Below are 19,607 nucleotides of genomic sequence, written 5' to 3'. Positions count from 1 at the left end.
AGGAACGACATGACATTACGAACAGAACAATTAGGCTATTGGTATCAAAGCGAAGCAGAAGCCCTGTTTCGTGGCGTTGACTTGACCTTCGAGCCTGGCAAGATGTATGCGATCTTAGGTTCCAGCGGATCGGGGAAAACGACCTTCCTGTCGCTGATCACAGGCCTAGATACCCCGAAAGAAGGAAAGATTTTCTACAACGAAGAAACGTTAGCAAAAATCGGGCTGCGGGAGTACCGCCGCAAAGATGTGTCCATCGTGTTCCAAGCCTATAATCTATTGCCTTATCTGTCGGCATTGGACAATGTGGTGACAGCGATGGCGATCGCGAAGTCGCAGCAAGCCGATAAAAAGGCCTACGCTTTAGCAAACTTAGCCAAAGTTGGCATCACGGAAGAGCTGGCACTGAAAAAAGTGACCCAATTATCGGGTGGGCAGCAGCAGCGGGTGGCGATCGTTCGCGCATTGTGCTGTGAGCATGAGCTGATCGTAGCGGATGAACCGACTGGAAACTTGGATGAAACGACGTCCAAAGAGATCGTCAAACTGTTTCAAGAAATTGCTCATGAGCAAAAAAAATGTATTATCTTAGTGACCCATGAGCAAGAAGTAGCCAAGGCTTGCGATGTCGTTTATGAGCTAAAAGAGCGAGCCTTTTCTAAAGTTGAAGGATAAGCTTTGCTTAGGGTAGCTGCTAGTTATTAGGGCGGAGGCAGTTGCTCTTCTTGAGGCTTTAAATACATCCTCAAGGAAACGGCTGTAAAGTCTGCTTGCATCTTCGCCTTGCTCCTCTTACAATAGAAGTAATTGTAAACGAAGAAACTTGTGAGGGGAGTGTGGAGATGCGACTTTTTATTGACGGCGATGGATCGCCAGTGAAAAACGAAGTGATTGAGCTGGCTCAGCAATATCAGCTGCCGGTGGTGATCGTCACCAGTGTCGATCATTACACGACCAAAGATTATCCTGCCCATGTTCACTTTGTCTATGTCGACAAAGGCTCGGATCGTGCGGATTATGAAATCGTGAAGGAAATAGAGCCCGGTGATTTTCTCGTTACCCAAGATTATGGGTTAGCCTCTTTGGTCTTGCCGAAAAAAGCGCGGGTTTTTCACCATAACGGCACAGAGTATTTGCCAGAAACGATCGATTTTTTACTTGGACAACGCTACTTAGGTGCGCAGATGCGTAAAGCAGGCAAGCGTACAAAAGGACCGAAGCCCTTTACGAAAGAGGATCGGGAAGCCTTCAAACGAATCTTTGAAAACGAATTGCGACAGACTCTTGCAAAATAAGCACCCTCAAGACCCAGCTTCTGCATGAACCACGGGAATTGAAGGTGCTTATTTATTTCTTGCGAAAACGATCATAGAAGTATTTGCTGACTAAAGCCACGATCGCGAAAAATGCTAAGGTATATCCGAAGATTCCCATCTGATGGACGAAGGCTCCTTGTTGCGGGCTGGCGACCACCAATAAGGAAGAGCCAAGGATGACCGCAGCTAGAATAATACCGATCACCAGTCGATTGACCATCTGATCAAAGCGGTCCAATAGCTGTTTTTGTTCGCGGATCTCTAGATTCAATCGGTGTTTACCAGTCGCAAAAGTGTCTAAGACAGCCAAGGTCCGATCGGGAAGATGGCTAAGTGCCCGCAAGCTTTTTGCGGTTGCCAAGGCGCTTTTTTTCACCTCGTCTTCAATACTCAGCTGCTGTAGGAAATATTTTTGTGCAAAAGGCTGAGTGACTTCCATCATTGATAATTCGGGATCTAAGGCTTTGATCACACCTTCCAAGGTACCAAAAGCCTTGATCAGCAAAGTGATGTCTCGATGCATCTGCAGTTGGTTATCATGGCAGATCGTGATGACTTCCGCCATCACTTTTTGCAAGTCGATATCCTTTAGCGGCATATTATAGTAGTTTTCAACAAATTTTTGCAGGTCTTGGTAGAAGGCGACTTCGTCAAAGGAACTGCCGCTGCTGTTGCACAACCGCAAGACGGCTTTACCGACTTCTTGGGTGTCTTGGGTATAAAGAGCAATCAACGCATCGGCTAAACGGCTGCGTAAAGACTGATCCAAATGACCCATCATCCCAAAGTCCAAGAAAATCACTTGGTAAGGCGGCATGACAGCTTCTTCTTGCCATTTCAACGAATAATCGACCCCGCCGAGGACACCGACGCGCTGCTTGACTTGAAATGGTTGTGGGCGGTTGGCTTGATCCGTGAAGACATGCAAGAAAAGATTGCCAGGATGTGGATCAGCGTGAAAGAAGCCATCTTCAAAGACTTGTTTCATAAAGTTTTCGACTAATAGCGTCCCCACTTGTTTTTTCACGGCTTTCACGGACTGATTGTCATAAACGATGTCTTGATTTTTGCGGGTCAGTAAGCAATTCAAGCTTTCACCTGCCATGTAATCCATGACTAATACTTTTTGGGTACACCATTCGGGATAAACTTTTGGCAATGCCAACTGCGGGTCTTGGTGATTGTTGCGGTAGAATTCCTGTGCGTTTTTCATCTCTTGCAAAAAATTCGTTTCATTGGCAAGTGATCGTCGGACTTCGCTTAGCACGCTTTTTAAATCCACCACATTGGCTTCTGGAATTGCGCGAACCAACGGCAGGGCTTTTTCAAAAAGATCGAGATCCACTTGAATTGCCGCAATGATCCCTGGATGCTGTACTTTGACGATCACTTCTTTGCCGCTGAGCAAGTTTGCTCGATGAGCTTGTCCGATGGAAGCTGAGGCGACTGGAATTTCATCAAAAGCGGAAAAAACTTCCGTTAGCGGTTGCTGCAGTTCTGCTTCCAGCAGTGCTTTGACCTTGGGAAATGGATCACTTTTGACATTGTCCTGCAGCTGCTTGAATTCATCGACAAAGGTGCTGGAAAGCAGATCATTGCGGACCGAAAGCATCTGCCCGATTTTGATAAATGTTGGTCCTAATTCTTCAAACGCTTGACGCACCATTTCGGGGTGCTGCTGTTTGCTGATATTTTGAACGACTTTGTATTTCAAAAAGACTTGAACGATTTGTTTTAATCGTCCTTTTCTAGAAGGAGCGGTTTGTTCTGTCATAGGTCCCACCTCTTTAAACGTGCCGTGATATATTCATAGTACTGACAAAATGAAAAACATTCAACTAACGACTGTGTAAGCTTAAAGAAATTTCTGCAAGATTTAATGCCGGTTGGTCGATTTTGTGCTAAAATGTGGAAGACTTAGTTTGGTAGAATCAATGAATACAGGAGGAAATTCTTTTGAAAATCATTTTATTATACGGGGGACGCAGTGCAGAACATGAGGTATCACTGTTATCCGCTTTTTCAGTTGTTAATGCTGTATATTATAATTACTACCAAGTTCAATTAGTAATGATCACCAAAGAAGGACGCTGGTTAAAAGGCCCATTATTGACTGAGGCGCCAACGTCTCCAGATACTTTGGCATTGACCAATGAAGAAACCAAAGGGGAAGAAATTTCACCTGGGGCAATCTACGAAGAAGACGCGATCGTCTTTCCTTTACTTCACGGACCAAATGGCGAAGACGGCACGATCCAAGGGTTTTTAGAAACCATCGGAATGCCTTATGTCGGAGCCGGTGTCTTGACTAGTGCCTGTGGGATGGACAAAATCATGACCAAGTATATCTTGCAAGCTGCGGGGATTCCGCAAGTTCCCTATGTACCAGTCTTGAAAAATGCGTGGAAAGAAAATCCGAAAAAGATTTTCGATCAATGTGAAGGCAGTCTGCTTTATCCAATGTTTGTCAAACCTGCCAACATGGGCTCAAGTGTCGGTATCTCGAAAGCCGAGAACCGTGAAGAACTGCAAAATGCGCTACAAGAAGCGTATCGCTACGATACCCGAGCGATCGTTGAACAAGGAATCGAAGCCCGTGAGATCGAAGTAGCCGTTCTTGGAAACGAAGACGTTCGGACCACAATGCCGGGAGAAATCGTAAAAGATGTTGCCTTTTATGATTACAATTCCAAATACATTGACAACCGAATCGAGATGCAGATTCCTGCACAAATTCCAGAAGAAACACAAGCCAAAGCTCAAGAGTTTGCGAAAAAAGCCTATACGATGTTAGGCGGCAGCGGATTGAGCCGTTGTGATTTCTTTTTGACCAATAAAAATGAGCTCTTTTTAAATGAGCTGAACACGATGCCAGGGTTCACTGAATTCAGCATGTACCCACTGCTATGGGAGAAGACCGGCTTGCCTTATGGGGATTTGATCGAAGAATTGATCCAATTAGGGATGAATCGTTTCAATCAAAGACGTTCGTTCTTGACCAATGTAGAAGCAACAGAAAACGAAGCAGAATAAATAGCAGGAAGAAAGCCAGCTCAACTCAAGGAAAATACTTGAAGCGATCTTGTGCTTTCTTTTTTTAGGAAAAAGGAGCGAACCTGATGAATTTTACTGTAAAAGAAGCCGCTGCCGTATTTGGTCAGCAAATTGAAAATGAAACGCCACTTGCCTCTGTGGAATTTGACAGCCGTCTGATCAAAGAAAACAGTCTCTTTGTTCCCTTAGCGGGGACCCGTGACGGACATGAATTTGCCCAACAAGCCAAAGACAATGGGGCGATCGCCACACTGTGGAGCCACCCTACGATCGAACCGCCGCAAGACATCCTTGTGATTCCTGTCACGGATACCGTCAAAGCGTTTCAACAATTGGCACGAGCGTATAAAGAAAAGCTTGCACCGAAAATCATCGGTATTACTGGAAGTAACGGGAAAACGACCACCAAAGATATGGTGGAAGCGGTCATGGCCCAAAAGTACCAGACCTATAAAACCCAAGGCAACCACAACAATGAACTAGGCGTGCCTTTGACTATCTTGCATGCGCCAGAAGATACCCAAGTGTTGATTTTAGAAATGGGAATGGATCATGCAGGTGAAATCGAAGTCCTTTCGCGCTTAGCAGAACCTGACGCTGCCGCTATCACGTTGATTGGCGAAGCCCACATTGAAAACTTAGGGTCCAGAGAAGGGATCGCCAAAGCCAAAATGGAGATCACCGCAGGATTGAAAAAAGACGGCTTCTTTATGATGCCAGCTGATGAACCATTGTTAGAGCCCTTTGTTCCCAATTTAACGCAGACCATTGAAACTTTTGGCTTAACTGAGGGAGATCTACAAGGAGACATCGTGGAGGAATCGCAAGATCAGACGATTTTTACGGTAGCAGGTACGACCTTTACCTTACCGGTCTTAGGCGGCTATAATGTCAAAAATGCCTTGATCGCGATTGGGATAGGACGTCATTTTGGTGTAGCAGATGAAGCGATCAAGGAAGGCTTGGCGCATTTTCAATTGACGAAAAATCGGACCCAATGGGTGACTGCTGGTAATGGGGCAGCGATTTTGAGCGATATTTACAATGCCAATCCGACGGCCATGGGTCTTGTATTGGATAGCTTCCGCAAATTGCCTTTAGCAGGACGACGGATCGCCGTATTGGCAGATATGCTTGAATTAGGACCAGATTCTCCACAAATGCACGAGCAGATGACCGCACACTTAGACGACTCGTTCCAGCTAGTTTTCCTTTATGGCAAAGAAATGCAGGCGTTGCAAAAACGACTAGCGAACACCGCCCTTGCTGACAAGGTGCGCTATTTTGCGATCGATGAAAAACCACAGCTGATCGCCTCCTTAATAGAAACTTTAGAACCTTCCGATAGCCTAGTGATCAAAGGCAGCAATGGCATGGGCCTGAGTGAAGTCGTTGATGCACTAAAAGGAATGTAAAAGGGAGTTGAAATCTTGCTGAAACTTTCAAAGCGTGTTATACTTATCTAACGCCGAAAGATGAAGCACAGAATGATTACTGTAAAAAACATTGACGTTTTGAGATAAAATGATGGCTGAGACAAACAACACTTGTTTTAGCCTTTTATAATGCCTTCGTGAAGCGGTTTTTCGGTACCGAGAGAAAGATAAGAGTAAATGGGACTACTCTTGTGTTTCTGAAGAACTAACCTACGCTTCGATGATAGAAAAACAGGCATCGAAAAGATGACCAGCCTAGGAGGATCCATTTGAAATTTAAAGATCTAGAATTATCCAACGAATTATTGACTTCTGTTGAGCGTGCCGGCTTTGAAGAAGCAACACCCATCCAAGAAGCAACGATTCCATTAGCCTTAGCAGGCAAAGACGTGATCGGTCAAGCACAGACCGGTACTGGTAAAACCGCCGCATTTGGTTTGCCAATGTTAGAAAAAATTGACCCAACGAACCATCAACTACAAGGATTAGTGATTGCCCCAACCCGTGAATTAGCGATCCAAACCCAAGAAGAATTGTACCGTCTTGGTAAAGACAAAAAAATTCGTGTACAAGCAGTTTACGGTGGAGCCGATATCGGCCGTCAAATCCGTCAACTAAAAGATCGTCCCCACATCGTGGTTGGTACACCAGGTCGTATGTTAGACCATATCAACCGCCACACCTTGAAATTAGGCACCGTTGAAACGCTTGTATTAGATGAAGCGGATGAAATGTTGAACATGGGCTTCTTGGAAGATATTGAAAAAATCATCAGCCAAGTACCAGATGTTCGTCAAACATTGCTATTTTCAGCAACAATGCCGCCAGCAATCAAAAACATCGGCGTGAAATTCATGAAAGAGCCTGAACATGTACAGATCAAAGCCAAAGAAATGACCGCTGATTTGATCGATCAATACTATGTTCGTTCAAAAGACTACGAAAAATTTGATATCATGACTCGCTTATTGGATGTGCAAACGCCAGAATTGACCATCGTTTTCGGTCGTACGAAACGTCGTGTCGATGAATTGGCGCGCGGCTTAGAAGCCCGCGGCTATAAAGCAGAAGGCATTCATGGAGACCTTTCTCAACAAAAACGGATGAGCGTTTTGCGTTCATTCAAGAGTGGTCAACTAGATATCTTAGTTGCCACAGACGTTGCAGCTCGTGGATTAGATATCTCTGGTGTTACACACGTTTATAACTACGATATCCCTCAAGACCCTGAAAGCTATGTTCACCGGATCGGACGTACTGGCCGTGCTGGAAAAGGCGGAATGTCTGTGACTTTCGTTACACCAAACGAAATGAGCTATCTGCACGTCATTGAAAACTTAACGAAAAAACGGATGACACCAATGCGCCCACCGACCGAAAAAGAAGCGTTCAAAGGTCAATTAGGTGCCGCAATCGAATCTGTTGAAACCAAATTGGATGAAAATGGCTTAGATAAATACTTGCAAGCAGCCGACGATCTATTAGAACGTTATTCTGCACAAGATTTAGCAGCATTGCTTCTAAAAACTATGGCGAAAGATCCTGCTGATTTAGCACCAGTGAAGATCACACCAGAGCGTCCATTGCCTCAAGGGAAAAAATCATTCAACAAAAATGGTCGTCGCAGCAACAATAGCAACGGCAATCGTAACCGCAAAGAAAACGGTGGGAACCGTGGCGGCGGCAACGGCAATAAAGCCCGCGGCAACTATTCAAAAGATGGTGCCCGTAAAAACAATCGCCGCAGCAACGACAAAAAACGCGGTTTCGTAATCAGAAATAACCAAGACTAATTAAGTTTGTGGACCTTGTAAGGAAACTTGCAAGGTCTTTTTTTATATAAAAAACAAATACGAACGATTAAAAATCTTAATCTCCGTATAAACTCGTCAGATTTGAATGGTAATTCGCCATTTTTTTGGTAGAATGGTAACTAGCTGAACAAGGGGTATTTCCAATTTGGAAAACCCTATCTTAGGTGAAGGTAGAGAAAAGAATGATCAAAGGAATCGGGATCGATGCAGTCGAGCTGCCTCGAATGAAAGAATTAATTGAAAAAAAACCTCAGTTTATAACGCGTATTTTAACAGAGAAGGAAGCAAAATTATTTGCACGCTTGCCGCTGAAACGTCAGGTAGAGTTCCTTGGCGGGCGCTATGCCTGCAAAGAAGCGTTCTCGAAAGCTTGGGGGACAGGGATCGGCAAAGTTTCTTTTCATGATATTGAAGTCTTGACCAATGAATTCGGTGCACCGATCGTTACTAAAGCACCGCATCCTTTAGAAAAAACGTTTGTCAGTATCACCCATACAAATGATACTGCTTTTGCACAAATTATTTTAGAAGTACTAGATAGTGAATAAACCAAGTTGAAGTAGTCTGTCAGTCAAGAAGACTTTGATACTTCATGGACGAACAGCCGACTACATAAAACCAACTTAATTTGTTCGTCTGATCAAGCACTAGTAGAAAGAAGGAACTGGAAATGGTGGTTGCTTACCATAGACCAACGAAAGCGATAATTGATACAACTGCGATTACCGAAAATATCAAACATGAGATTGCTCACTTACCAAGCGAGACATTTCTTTTTGCGGTGGTCAAAGCGAATGGTTACGGACACGGAGCGGTTCAAACCGCTCTTGCAGCCAAAGAAGGCGGCGCAGATGGTTTTTGCGTTGCGACGATCGATGAAGCGATCGAATTGAGAGAAGCAGGGATTACTGACCCGATTTTGATCTTAGGTGTCGTGAATGTGTGTGATATTGCCTTGCTGACGACCTATGATTTGTCATTTCCAGTCGCTTCGATGGACTGGCTGATAGAAGCAGGCGCTTATTTAGAGGAGAACCCTCTAAATAAGCCGCTTAAAGTGCATATCAAGGTGGATACTGGTATGGGGAGAATCGGCTTTTTGACTGTCGAAGAAGTGCGCCAAGCCGTTCTTTGGTTAGAAGATCACCCCTCTTTTGAGTGGGAAGGGATCTTTACCCATTTCTCCACAGCGGATCAAGCAGACACGAGCTATTGGGAAACCCAGCACCAACGTTTTAAAGAAGTCTTAACTGTTTTGCCCTATTTGCCGACATATATACATACAGGCAATAGCGCAACCTCTTTATGGCACAAAGAAGCAGTAGGAAATATGGTCCGTTTTGGGATCGCAATGTATGGGTTGAACCCATCAGGTCATGCGCTGAGCGAACCATTTTCCTTAAAACCTGCGCTTTCGCTCGTTTCTGAACTGATACAAGTGAAATTACTTGAAAAAGGAGCGGGGATTGGCTATGGTGAAACATATATCACTCCACGTCAGGAATGGATCGGCACCGTGCCTATCGGTTATGCTGACGGCTGGTTACGAAAAATGCAAGGCTTCTCGATCTTAGTAGAAGGCGAGCGTTGTGAGATCGTCGGTCGAGTGTGTATGGATCAATTGATGATTCGTTTGCCGCGGGCATTTGCTGTCGGTACACCAGTCACCTTGATCGGTGAGAATCATGGGGAACAAATTACGATGCAGGATGTTGCAGACCAGTTAGAAACGATTCACTATGAAGTAGCGTGTACCCTTTCAGCAAGGGTTCCGCGAGAATATAAAAGTTAGGGTGGTCCTATGGTAAAAAGGGGAGATATTTATTTTGCCGATCTTTCACCAGTGGTTGGATCGGAGCAAGGCGGGATACGTCCAGTCTTGATCATTCAAAATGACTTAGGGAATCACTTCAGTCCCACTGTGATCATTGCGGCGATCACGGCAAAAATGGCGAAGCCGAAATTACCAACGCATATTGGGATTTCCGCTTCCTGCACAGGGATTGGCAAAGACTCCGTCATTTTGATGGAACAGATTCGCACGATCGACAAAAGCCGTTTGAAAGAAAAGGTTTGTCACTTAGACGATAAAGTGATGTGTGAAGTCGATGCTGCCTTGATGATCAGTATTGGTGTTGAGCCGACTTTTGCCACATCAACGATCGAGGTGTAAATCTGTCAATGGGGTATGTAGTATTAATAGCAGTTGTCATTTTATTGAGTTTCTTTACGTATAAACATATTCGCCGTTTTCTTTCAGAAACAAAAAAGCGCAACGAAACCATGGAACAAGGATATTATCTTGTGAGTCATACATATGAAGAAAAGCGGGAACAGACACATTATTACGGCGTTTTTCAGCAGGGAGACAAAGAGCTGATACTAGAAATGTCGCTACAACTTTATTTGCAACTGCAGCCGCCGCAACGGGGCATGTTGACCGCCAAAGAAGGCAGAGTGCTTTCTTTTGAAATGTGATCATGTAATGAAAGTAACGCGCACGAGGAAACAGCCCCCTCATGAAAACAAGCAGGAAAGAGCCGCTTTGTTTCGTACATCGGAGCAGGTTCTGTCACTGCTTGTTTTTTTCATGCAGGTCTTTGTGAGAGGTTTCCTATGGACAAAGATTCAATGAATGGAAGAAAGAGCATCTTCAAAAAAGAGGAATACCACAAAAGCGTGGGGCTAGAATGCTTTGAAGATCAGCCAATGTACGGTTGCTTTTCACAAAGAATTCAGTTATAGTATGTAGCGACTAGTTTGAAAAGAGGGAAAAAAGTGAACCCATCGATTTATGGACTTACCAAATCAGATCTATCTTTGTGGATAACTGAACAAAAAGAAAAGAAATTCCGTGCCAACCAAGTGTGGGAGTGGCTCTATGAAAAACGAGTAACCAGCTTTGAAGAAATGACCAACCTACCGAAACCTTTGATTGAGAAACTGTCGGCAGCCTTTGTGATCAATCCCCTGAAACAGATGGTGGTGCAAGAAGCCAGTGACGGAACCGTCAAGTATTTATTCCAATTGCCAGACAATCACATGATTGAAACGGTCTTGATGCGTCAAGAATATGGCATGTCCGTTTGTGTGACGACCCAAGTCGGCTGCAACATCGGCTGTACGTTTTGTGCCAGTGGGTTATTAAAGAAGCAACGAGACTTAACGGCAGGCGAGATCGTGGCTCAAATCATGTTAGTACAACACTATTTTGATGAACGCAATGAAGGGGAACGAGTCTCTCACGTGGTGGTCATGGGGATTGGCGAACCCTTTGATAACTATGACAATGTGATGCATTTCTTACAGATCATCAATGACCCGAAAGGCTTAGCGATCGGCGCGCGGCATATTACTGTGTCAACCAGCGGCTTAGCGCATAAAATTAGAGAGTTTGCGGAGAACGGCTTGCAAGTGAACCTAGCGATTTCGCTGCATGCCCCAAATAACGAAGTCAGAACCTCCATGATGCGGATCAATCGGAGTTTCCCGATTGAAAAGCTGATGGCAGCGGTCGACTATTATTTAGAAAAAACCAATCGTCGGATCACATTTGAGTACATCATGCTGGATCATGTCAATGACCGGCCAGAACATGCCCGTCAGTTGGCAGCTTTATTGAAGGATAAAAAGAAATTGTCCTACGTCAACTTGATCCCATATAACCCAGTGAGTGAGCATGACCAATACGCTCGAAGTAAAAAAGCTGATGTGTTAGCCTTTTATGACATTTTAAAGAAAAACGGTATCAATTGCGTGATCCGTAAAGAACACGGGACAGATATCGACGCAGCTTGCGGACAGCTGCGAAGCAAACAAATGAAAAAAGAAGCCTCCGCTTCTTAAACGTAAAAAGCAAAAGAAGAACTGCACAAGTGCAGTTCTTCTTTTTGTTATTTACTATCTAAGTAATTAAAAAACGCATTAAAGAAAGCGTATTCCTCGAAAGAAAATTCAAAAAACATTGTTTTACAAGAAAAAAATAGATTATACTAAAAGCTGGTATCCATTAAAAATAACTTATCGTGAAAGGATGATTTGATGGAATGGATTAAATTAATTGGTATTCTAGTTATTTTAGTCGGCTTTTTGCTGAAGCTAGATACTATTGCTGTCGTAATCGTTGCTGGTTTTGTCACCGCGCTTGTGTCGGGGATTTCTGTTGTTGATTTTTTAACAATGTTAGGAGAAGCGTTTGTCAATAATCGACTCGTTACACTGTTCTTACTAACACTACCGATGGTCGGCTTGTCAGAACGTTTTGGCTTGAAGCAGCAGGCAGTCATATTGATTGAAAAGATCAAAGGCTTAACACCAGGGAAGTTCTTGAGCTTGTACTTGTTTATTCGAGAACTTGCTGGCTTTTTCTCTATTCGGATCCAAGGACATACACAATTTATCCGCCCGATCGTTAACCCGATGGCGCAAGCTGCTGGGGAAAACAAATTTGGGGAACTGGATGAAAAAGATCAGGAAAAAATCAAAGCTCGGGCTGCCGCTAACGAAAACTTCGGGAATTTCTTTGCCCAAAATACCTTTGTGGCTGCTTCTGGTGTGCTATTGATCGTAGGAACATTGCAATCTCTTGGCTACGATGTGGCAGCTAGTTCGATCGCGCAAGCCTCATTGCCGATCGCATTGATCGTCTTAGTCATTGCTACATTGTCGAACTTGCTCTTTGATCGTAAATTAGCAAAAAAATATGGCAAGAAGGAGGACAAATAGATGGAAGGAATCGTTAACGGATTACTGGAATTCTTTTATATCTTGATCGGATTGCTGTCGATCATGACGGCTGTACGGGTTTTTCGCGAAGCGGATCATCCCACCCGATTAGGCACCTCTGCTTTTTGGTTACTGCTAGGGATCGTCTTTGCTTTCGGGAATTTCTTGCCGTATCTTGTGGACGGGATTTTGATCGTTTTGATGGGCTGTTTGACCTTCTTCAAACAAGTGCAGATTGGTAAAATCGTGGACGTGGATGATGAAAAAGCAGAAGCATCGGCTAAACGGATCGGTAGTACGATCTTCGTGCCATGTATCAGCTTAGCATTGATCGCTGTGGTGATTTCTTATACACCATTAGGAGGCCAAGTTGGAATCGGGATCGCATCGATCTTAGCGCTCTTGTTGGCAGTCGTGTTGACTTCCGCTAAACCGAAAACAGTGCTGGACGATTCCGACCGGATGCTTCGTCAAGTCGGAACTGCCGGTATCTTGCCGCAGTTATTAGCAGCACTAGGTGTCATTTTTAACGCTGCTGGTGTCGGTGATGTGATTTCTCAAGGAATCTCTGGTGTCGTGCCAGAAGGCAATCGTTTTATCGGTGTCGTGGCTTACTGTTTAGGAATGATGATCTTTACTATGATCATGGGAAATGGTTTTGCGGCATTTACCGTTATTACTGCAGGCATCGGTGTACCTTTTGTGATGGCGCAAGGCGGCGACCCAGTCGTTGCTGGTGCGTTGGCAATGACCGCTGGTTTTTGTGGCACATTGCTGACTCCGATGGCAGCCAATTTCAATGCACTGCCAGTGGCCTTGTTAGAGATGAAAGACCCCAATGGTGTCATTAAAGCACAAGCCCCAATTGCTTTATTATTGTTAGTGATCCACATCGCTTTAATGTACTTTTGGGCATTTTAGTGGTAAAACAAAGAGGGAAGGATGATGGAAATGAAACTACTAATTACCGGATTTGATCCATTTGGCGGAGAAGCAATCAATCCTGCCTTAGAAGCAGTGAAATTACTGCCAGATACAATTCATGGTGCACAGATCGTGAAAGCAGAGATCCCCACTGTATTTGGGAAATCAGCAGCGATCGTCGCAGAGAAAATTGAAGAGATCCACCCAGATGTCGTTTTAAACATTGGCCAAGCGGGTGGACGGTTTGCCATCTCACCAGAACGAGTGGCGATCAATGTGGATGATGCCCGGATTCCTGATAACGAAGGCAATCAACCCGTCGATGAAGCGATCCAAACAGAAGGCAAGCCTGCTTACTTCACACAACTGCCGATCAAAGCAATGGTAGAAAATATGAAAAAAGCAGGAATACCTGCAGCCGTTTCTAATACTGCTGGAACCTTCGTCTGCAACCACATCATGTATCAAGTACAATACATGATCGATACAAAATACCCTGAAATGAAGGGCGGTTTTATCCACGTGCCGTTTATTCCTCAGCAAGTCGTCGATAAAGCAGGACAGCCTGCAATGAGCATCGAAGACATCGCCAAAGGATTGACTGCAGCGGTGGAAGCCATCGTTGATTATGCCGACAAAGAAGATCTAAAAGCAATTGGCGGCGCGATCCATTAATCATTGAAGGACATCCTTTCGGGGATGAAACAAATGTCTTTAAGGCGAGAAGACCTGATCAGCAAGCATGCAATCAGGTCTTTTTTTGGTCTGTTCTGATAAAAATCATTGGCGATTTCTGTATGTTTACCCTTCTATCAGACATTTCTCATTTTGACGGATCAAATGAAAAAGAAAGACGGAAAATGAATGTAAGTTACATTTAACCATGTTTTTTTATTATTTTTTTTGCTTTATTTCTTATAAATAAAGAAAGGAAAAATAGCATTTAACGAATGTTTGATGAGAGTAAGGTAAGTAAATACCAAGAAAACTTTCTGTCAGAGGTGTTTTTTATCGAAAAAAGGATTGCTTTTTTAATAATTATTAATTAAAATCTTATCTAACTTCAGAAATCGCATGATTATTCTGAAAATTAATTCAATTAAGGGGTAGGACAGGATGAAGAATAAATGGGCCTATGGTTTAGTGGCTGTGTGTGGCGTGGCGTTAGCCGGTTGTACAACGGGCGGAACAAATAGTTCAAGCAATGACACAGCAGCAAGCGGCGACAGCAGTGCAGAACAAGTGTTTAACGTAGTGGTTTCACAAGAAATGCCAAGTGCGGATCTCTCATTAGCAACCGATACGATCAGCTTCAGTGCATTGAACAATGTATATGAAGGACTGTATCGTTTGGATGCTGACAGTACACCACAACCTGCTGGTGCAGCTGAAGCAGCTGAAGTTAGCGAGGATGGACTGACTTACAAGATCAAATTACGTGAAGATGCGAAATGGTCAAATGGTGACCCTGTTACAGCAGCAGATTACGTCTATGGTTGGCAACGGACAGTCAAACCTGAAACAGCATCAGAATACGCGTATCTATTTTCACCAGTTAAGAACGCAGATGCCATCACAGCAGGCGATACGGATCCATCAGAGCTAGGCATCAAAGCAGTGGGGGATTATGAATTAGAAATCACCCTAGCAAAAGCAACACCTTACTTTGATTACTTATTAGCATTCCCATCCTTCTTCCCACAAAATCAAAAAGTGGTAGAAGAAAATGGCGATCAATATGCGTCAACTAGCGACAATGCTGTCTATAATGGACCGTTTGTCTTGACTGGGTTTGATGGACCAGGAACGGATACGGAATGGGCTTATGAAAAGAACGACCAATATTGGGACAAAGATACTGTTAAATTACAAACGATCAACGTAAGCGTCGTGAAGGAATCCTCAACTGCCTTGAACCTTTTCCAAGATGGACAAGCAGATGATGTCATCCTAACAGGTGAATTAGCGCAACAAATGGCTAACGATGAAGCCTTCGTTTCTCAACCAGAAGCAACGACTTCTTACCTAGAATTGAACCAACGTGATGAAGATTCACCTTTCCGTAACGAAAACTTACGTAAAGCGATCTCTTATGCGATCGATCGTGATGCCTTAGTGACATCGATCTTAGGGGATGGTTCGATTGCTTCAACTGGGTTGGTACCAGAAGGTATGACCTTCAGCCCTGGCGATCATACGGACTTCACGGAAGCAGCTGGCAGCGTCATTGAATACAATGAAGAGCAAGCCAAAGAACATTGGGAAAAAGCCAAAGAAGAATTAGGGATCGATTCATTAGAATTTGATATCTTAGCTTCTGATACAGACTCAACGAAGAAAATCATTGAGTACTTGCAAGATACGATCGAAAAAACATTGGACGGTGTGAAAGTCACGTTAAGTCCAGTACCATTCTCTGTTCGTTTGGATCGTTCAAACGCTGGTGATTTTGATACAGTAATGGGCGGTTGGGGTGCTGACTATGCCGATGCAAGTAGCTTTACTGACTTGTTTACGACAGGCAACTCATACAACCGTGGACAATGGAGCAACGAAGAATACGATGCAGCGGTTGAAGCAGCGGGTACAACCAATGCCAATGACCCTGACAAACGTTGGGAAGATCTAGTCAATGCAGAAAAAATCATTATGAATGAACAAGGTGTCATTCCAGTTTATCAAAAAGCGGAAGCACACTTACGTGCAACAAAAGTCAAAGGTGTTGTTGCTCACGCAGCGGGCGCACAATACGACTACAAGTGGACATCAATCGAATAATCACGAGTAGTTGACTTGAAATGCCGAAGAAAAGGCTGGGACAATTTCTTGTCTCAGCCTTTTGCTTCTCATTTCAATGAGTAAAACTATAAGAATGAAATTAACTAGTAGCAATCATTAAAAAGAGCAATGAAAGGAATAACAAGAAGACACCAGGCCATAACCAAAAGGCGTAGCTCTGTTTGCCGACTTGGGATAATTTCAGATAATCTGTTTTATTTTTGGAAAAAGCTTTCTTCATGGAGTATTGAAAATGGTCAAAGAAACCAGAAGCAAATACCCATAAAAAACCGCCAATGATCAAAAAGAACAGCGCCCACAAGAAAAGGGCATCTGAAAGAGCTGCTATGGAAAATTCATTTTTTATGGCTAACCATCCGCCAGAAATTGCGAGGCATAGGAGGGGTATGAGCCCACTACTTTTTTTTATTTTCATGATCTGACTCCTTTTTAATGATTCGTACTATGTTAATTTACATAATTATTGAATAGAAGTCAAAATACTTAAGGGGGAAACTGCGTGAACAGCTTTTTGAAATATTTATTGAAACGAGTGTTCTACATGGTCTTAACATTATGGCTGATTGCCACGATCACCTTTTTCTTGATGCAATTTTTGCCAGGAACACCATATACGAATGCTGAAAAATTAAGTCCAGAACAAATTGCCTTGCTAAATGAGCAAGCAGGATTGGACAAACCGATCATTACCCAATATTGGCTTTATTTGACCAATTTACTAAAAGGTGACTTTGGGATCTCTTTCCAATTTAAAAACCAGCCAGTAGCGAATTTATTATCAGGAAGAATCGGACCTTCACTGCAACTAGGGCTACAAGCGATCATCTTTGGTACGTTCTTTGGGATCATTTTAGGAACGATCTCTGCGATGAAACAAAATACTTGGATCGATACAACGTCTACCTTAGTGGCGATCTTAGGACGTTCGATCCCTAACTTTGTCTTTGCCGTGTTGCTGCAATACATTTTTGCCATCAAACTAGGGATCTTACCGATTGCTAAGTGGGAGACTTTTGCCAGCACGATCCTACCGACCGTCGCCTTGGCGATGTCGCCATTAGCGGATTCCGCCAGGTTTATTCGAACCGAGATGGTGGAAGTGCTGCATAGTGATTATGTCGAGTTGGCACGAGCAAAAGGGTTGAGCCGCTGGGAAATTGCCTTCAAGCATGGTTTGCGGAATAGTTTGATTCCGTTATTGACGCTGTTAGGGCCGCTAGCTGTCGGTTTGATGACGGGTTCTCTTGTCGTAGAAAATATTTTTGCGATCCCAGGTATCGGTGAACAGTTCGTAAAATCAATCATGACCAATGACTATCCAACGATCATGGCGGTAACAATTCTTTATTCCGCGATGTTGGTCTTTGTTATTCTTGTTGTTGATATTTTATATGGAATCGTTGATCCGCGGATCCGAGTTTCAGAAGGGAGTCGTGGCTAATGGCAGAGAAACCTTACACAGCAAATGATGTTGCTGCCATCGATGCAGCCAAATTTCAACCGTTACAAAAAAATACCAATGAAGAGCGTGAAGCGATCGCAACCCCTTCATTAACGTTTTTCCAAGATTCATGGCGTCGTTTGAAAAAGAACAAAGCCGCTGTTTTCTCAATCATTTTGTTGCTGATCATTATCGCGATCTCAATCATTACGATTTTTGTCTCGCCACATGATCCAACCGCGCAAAATGTGACCTTTACAAATCTGCCGCCGAAAATTCCTGGTATCAACATCAATGGCTTAAACGGCTATGCGATGGTGGGAGGCGAGCTAGTAGATAAGTATGCAGCTGCCAATGTTCCTGACGGGACGTATTTCCTTTTAGGAACGGATGGCTTGGGTCGTGACCTATTGAGTCGTCTATTCGTAGGGACACGTATTTCCTTGTTGATCGCGTTTATCGCGGCAATGCTTGACATTATCTTTGGTGTAACCTATGGCCTGATCTCTGGTCTTTTAGGTGGACGGATCGATAATGTGATGCAGCGTTTTCTAGAAATCTTATCTGGTATTCCCAACTTAGTGGTAATGATCTTGATGCTGGTGGTTTTCGAACCAGGGATCTTCTCGATCGTGGCAGCAATGGCGATCACTAACTGGATTCCAATGGCGCGGATCGTACGGGCCCAAACGATGAAACTAAAAGATCAAGAATTCGTTTTAGCCGCAACGACGCTGGGTGAAAGTCGCCTCAAGATTGCGATGAAACACGTATTACCGAATATTTCCAGCGTGATCATCGTACAAATGATGTTCAGTATCCCCTCGGCGATTTTCTTCGAGGCCTTCCTAAGCTTTATTGGGCTAGGATTAAAACCACCTTCAGCATCTTTAGGGATGTTACTAAGCGATGGCTACAAAACCTTCTTGTTCCTGCCTTACCAAATGTGGGTACCAGCTGTGACCTTGTCTGTGATTATGATTGGGTTCAACTTGCTGGCAGACGGTTTGCGTGATGCCTTTGATCCGAAAATGAAAGAGTGATTGCTATGAAAAAAGTCTTAGAAGTGAAAAACTTAGAAATTTCTTTTGACACCTTTGCTGGGAAAGTCCAAGCGATCCGCGATGTCAGTTTCGATCTATACAAAGGAGAAACCTTGGCGATCGTGGGCGAATCTGGGAGCGGCAAGTCCGTGACGACCCGCAGTATCATGGGGTTGTTAGCCAGCAATGCCAATGTCGATAATGGCCAGATCCTCTTCAATGGGACGGACATTTTGAAAAAATCCGAAAAAGAACTGCAAAAAATCCGTGGCAAGGAAATCGCCATGATTTTCCAAGATCCAATGACTTCATTGGACCCAACGATGCCGATTGGCAAGCAAGTGGCAGAATCATTGATGAAGCACAACAAAATCAGTAAAAAAGAAGGCTTGCGACAAGCGTTGGAACTATTGAACCTTGTCGGCATCCCGAATGCTGAGAAACGCTTGAAAAATTATCCGCATCAATTTTCTGGTGGTCAGCGGCAGCGGATCGTCATTGCGATCGCGTTGATCTGTTACCCGCAGATCTTGATTGCAGATGAACCAACGACTGCATTGGATGTAACGATCCAAGCACAAATCTTAGAGTTATTAAAAGATATCCAGAAGAAAATCAATTCGTCCATCGTCTTCATTACCCATGACTTAGGAGTCGTTGCCAATGTGGCGGATCGGGTGGCCGTGATGTACGGTGGGAAAATCGTCGAAGTGGGGACCGCAGAAGAGATCTTCTATAACCCACAACATCCATACACTTGGGGCTTGTTAGGTTCGATGCCGACGTTAGAAGGAACAGGCGATCGCTTGTACGCGATTCCTGGTTCACCTCCAGATTTGTTAGATCCGCCAACAGGTGATGCTTTTTATCCACGGAACGAGTTTGCCTTGCAGATCGATGCTGAACAGCAACCGCCATTCTTTGACGTCTCACCGACGCACAAAGCGGCCACTTGGCTGTTAGCGCCACAAGCACCGAAAGTGACTCCGCCGGATGAGATCTTGATTCGCTGGAAAAAATTCCAAGAAAAAAATACTCAGGCATCTGTCTAAAGG

Annotated in this window: 19 protein-coding genes; 17 read left to right on the top strand and 2 right to left on the bottom strand. The window is 43.9% G+C overall.

All coding sequences use genetic code 11. The features are described 5' to 3' along the window. Nucleotides 1-9: 9 nt before the first annotated feature. Together IGI72_RS15725 and IGI72_RS15720 are read left to right on the top strand one after the other, a co-directional pair. A complete protein-coding gene (locus IGI72_RS15725; protein WP_016609898.1) occupies nt 10-675 on the top strand; it encodes an ABC transporter ATP-binding protein in 666 nt (221 codons plus the stop codon). 167 nt (nt 676-842) lie between these two features. Continuing rightward, nucleotides 843-1,295, top strand: coding sequence for a YaiI/YqxD family protein (locus IGI72_RS15720; RefSeq protein WP_015510428.1), 453 nt, complete (start codon nt 843-845; stop codon nt 1,293-1,295). Between the two features lie 52 nt (nt 1,296-1,347). Here IGI72_RS15720 and IGI72_RS15715 read toward each other — a convergent pair whose 3' ends face one another. Continuing rightward, entirely contained in the window at nt 1,348-3,090 is a 1,743-nt protein-coding gene (locus IGI72_RS15715) for an ABC1 kinase family protein (protein WP_015510427.1), read from the bottom strand. 182 nt (nt 3,091-3,272) lie between these two features. On the opposite strand from IGI72_RS15715, the gene IGI72_RS15710 reads away from it, so the two are divergent. The 12 genes from IGI72_RS15710 to IGI72_RS15655 all read left to right on the top strand — a co-directional run bounded on the left by IGI72_RS15710 (nt 3,273) and on the right by IGI72_RS15655 (nt 16,047). Then, nucleotides 3,273-4,349 (top strand): D-alanine--D-alanine ligase, encoded by a 1,077-nt coding sequence (locus IGI72_RS15710; RefSeq protein WP_096741775.1) that lies wholly within the window; start codon nt 3,273-3,275, stop codon nt 4,347-4,349. A gap of 86 nt (nt 4,350-4,435) precedes the next feature. Next, a complete protein-coding gene (locus IGI72_RS15705) occupies nt 4,436-5,785 on the top strand; it encodes a UDP-N-acetylmuramoyl-tripeptide--D-alanyl-D-alanine ligase (RefSeq protein ID WP_413130402.1) in 1,350 nt (449 codons plus the stop codon). 290 nt (nt 5,786-6,075) lie between these two features. Beyond that, nucleotides 6,076-7,599, top strand: a complete 1,524-nt coding sequence (gene cshA, locus IGI72_RS15700; RefSeq protein WP_005227956.1) for a degradosome RNA helicase CshA — start codon at nt 6,076-6,078, stop codon at nt 7,597-7,599. Nucleotides 7,600-7,802: 203 nt separating this feature from the next. Further along, nucleotides 7,803-8,168, top strand: a complete 366-nt coding sequence (gene acpS, locus IGI72_RS15695) for a holo-ACP synthase (RefSeq protein WP_015510424.1) — start codon at nt 7,803-7,805, stop codon at nt 8,166-8,168. Between the two features lie 122 nt (nt 8,169-8,290). Continuing rightward, the gene (gene alr / locus IGI72_RS15690; protein ID WP_015510423.1) at nt 8,291-9,412 is read left to right on the top strand and encodes an alanine racemase; all 1,122 of its coding nucleotides are present in this window, start codon (nt 8,291-8,293) and stop codon (nt 9,410-9,412) included. Nucleotides 9,413-9,421: 9 nt separating this feature from the next. Next, the gene (locus IGI72_RS15685; RefSeq protein ID WP_005227961.1) at nt 9,422-9,793 is read left to right on the top strand and encodes a type II toxin-antitoxin system PemK/MazF family toxin; all 372 of its coding nucleotides are present in this window, start codon (nt 9,422-9,424) and stop codon (nt 9,791-9,793) included. Nucleotides 9,794-9,801: 8 nt separating this feature from the next. Further along, nucleotides 9,802-10,098, top strand: a complete 297-nt coding sequence (locus tag IGI72_RS15680) for a hypothetical protein (protein ID WP_005227970.1) — start codon at nt 9,802-9,804, stop codon at nt 10,096-10,098. A gap of 300 nt (nt 10,099-10,398) precedes the next feature. Continuing rightward, nucleotides 10,399-11,466 carry a 23S rRNA (adenine(2503)-C(2))-methyltransferase RlmN gene (gene rlmN / locus IGI72_RS15675; RefSeq protein ID WP_231435901.1) on the top strand — a complete coding sequence of 356 codons (1,068 nt, stop codon included), beginning with the start codon at nt 10,399-10,401 and terminating at the stop codon, nt 11,464-11,466. 195 nt (nt 11,467-11,661) lie between these two features. Then, on the top strand, nt 11,662-12,345 hold the full coding sequence (locus IGI72_RS15670) for a DUF969 domain-containing protein (protein WP_010749105.1): 684 nt from the start codon (nt 11,662-11,664) through the stop codon (nt 12,343-12,345). Continuing rightward, nucleotides 12,346-13,266, top strand: coding sequence for a DUF979 domain-containing protein (locus IGI72_RS15665; protein WP_005227977.1), 921 nt, complete (start codon nt 12,346-12,348; stop codon nt 13,264-13,266). Between the two features lie 30 nt (nt 13,267-13,296). Further along, nucleotides 13,297-13,944, top strand: coding sequence for a pyroglutamyl-peptidase I (gene pcp / locus IGI72_RS15660; protein ID WP_005227979.1), 648 nt, complete (start codon nt 13,297-13,299; stop codon nt 13,942-13,944). Nucleotides 13,945-14,385: 441 nt separating this feature from the next. Then, the gene (locus IGI72_RS15655) at nt 14,386-16,047 is read left to right on the top strand and encodes a peptide ABC transporter substrate-binding protein (protein WP_005227982.1); all 1,662 of its coding nucleotides are present in this window, start codon (nt 14,386-14,388) and stop codon (nt 16,045-16,047) included. A gap of 100 nt (nt 16,048-16,147) precedes the next feature. On the opposite strand, the gene IGI72_RS15650 is transcribed toward IGI72_RS15655, so the two are convergent. After that, entirely contained in the window at nt 16,148-16,483 is a 336-nt protein-coding gene (locus tag IGI72_RS15650) for a DUF3899 domain-containing protein (RefSeq protein ID WP_005227990.1), read from the bottom strand. Between the two features lie 84 nt (nt 16,484-16,567). On the opposite strand from IGI72_RS15650, the gene opp3b reads away from it, so the two are divergent. The 3 genes from opp3b to IGI72_RS15635 are packed head-to-tail and all read left to right on the top strand — an operon-like array spanning nt 16,568 to nt 19,604. Beyond that, on the top strand, nt 16,568-17,509 hold the full coding sequence (opp3b, locus tag IGI72_RS15645) for an oligopeptide ABC transporter permease (protein ID WP_005227991.1): 942 nt from the start codon (nt 16,568-16,570) through the stop codon (nt 17,507-17,509). Further along, nucleotides 17,509-18,552: an ABC transporter permease gene (locus IGI72_RS15640; protein WP_005227994.1), complete on the top strand. Its 1,044-nt coding sequence runs from the start codon at nt 17,509-17,511 to the stop codon at nt 18,550-18,552. The genes opp3b and IGI72_RS15640 overlap by 1 nt, the downstream gene beginning before the upstream one ends. Then, complete coding sequence (locus IGI72_RS15635; protein ID WP_216593164.1) at nt 18,552-19,604, top strand: ABC transporter ATP-binding protein; 1,053 nt, start codon at nt 18,552-18,554, stop codon at nt 19,602-19,604. The genes IGI72_RS15640 and IGI72_RS15635 overlap by 1 nt, the downstream gene beginning before the upstream one ends. The last annotated feature ends 3 nt before the right edge of the window (nt 19,605-19,607 follow it).

Origin of the sequence: Enterococcus sp. DIV1059_2, from assembly GCF_051713685.1 — a bacterium.
In the GTDB taxonomy this organism is placed as follows: domain Bacteria; phylum Bacillota; class Bacilli; order Lactobacillales; family Enterococcaceae; genus Enterococcus_D; species Enterococcus_D casseliflavus.
This window is presented reverse-complemented; position numbering and strand designations above follow the sequence as displayed.

Coding starts and splice junctions, on each gene's coding strand:
- IGI72_RS15725 (WP_016609898.1), top strand. CDS start 10: ATGACATTACGAACAGAACAATTAGGCTATTGGTATCAAAGCGAAGCA.
- IGI72_RS15720 (WP_015510428.1), top strand. CDS start 843: ATGCGACTTTTTATTGACGGCGATGGATCGCCAGTGAAAAACGAAGTG.
- IGI72_RS15715 (WP_015510427.1), bottom strand. CDS start 3,090: ATGACAGAACAAACCGCTCCTTCTAGAAAAGGACGATTAAAACAAATC.
- IGI72_RS15705 (WP_413130402.1), top strand. CDS start 4,436: ATGAATTTTACTGTAAAAGAAGCCGCTGCCGTATTTGGTCAGCAAATT.
- acpS (WP_015510424.1), top strand. CDS start 7,803: ATGATCAAAGGAATCGGGATCGATGCAGTCGAGCTGCCTCGAATGAAA.
- alr (WP_015510423.1), top strand. CDS start 8,291: ATGGTGGTTGCTTACCATAGACCAACGAAAGCGATAATTGATACAACT.
- IGI72_RS15685 (WP_005227961.1), top strand. CDS start 9,422: ATGGTAAAAAGGGGAGATATTTATTTTGCCGATCTTTCACCAGTGGTT.
- IGI72_RS15680 (WP_005227970.1), top strand. CDS start 9,802: ATGGGGTATGTAGTATTAATAGCAGTTGTCATTTTATTGAGTTTCTTT.
- IGI72_RS15670 (WP_010749105.1), top strand. CDS start 11,662: ATGGAATGGATTAAATTAATTGGTATTCTAGTTATTTTAGTCGGCTTT.
- IGI72_RS15665 (WP_005227977.1), top strand. CDS start 12,346: ATGGAAGGAATCGTTAACGGATTACTGGAATTCTTTTATATCTTGATC.
- pcp (WP_005227979.1), top strand. CDS start 13,297: ATGAAACTACTAATTACCGGATTTGATCCATTTGGCGGAGAAGCAATC.
- IGI72_RS15655 (WP_005227982.1), top strand. CDS start 14,386: ATGAAGAATAAATGGGCCTATGGTTTAGTGGCTGTGTGTGGCGTGGCG.
- IGI72_RS15650 (WP_005227990.1), bottom strand. CDS start 16,483: ATGAAAATAAAAAAAAGTAGTGGGCTCATACCCCTCCTATGCCTCGCA.
- IGI72_RS15640 (WP_005227994.1), top strand. CDS start 17,509: ATGGCAGAGAAACCTTACACAGCAAATGATGTTGCTGCCATCGATGCA.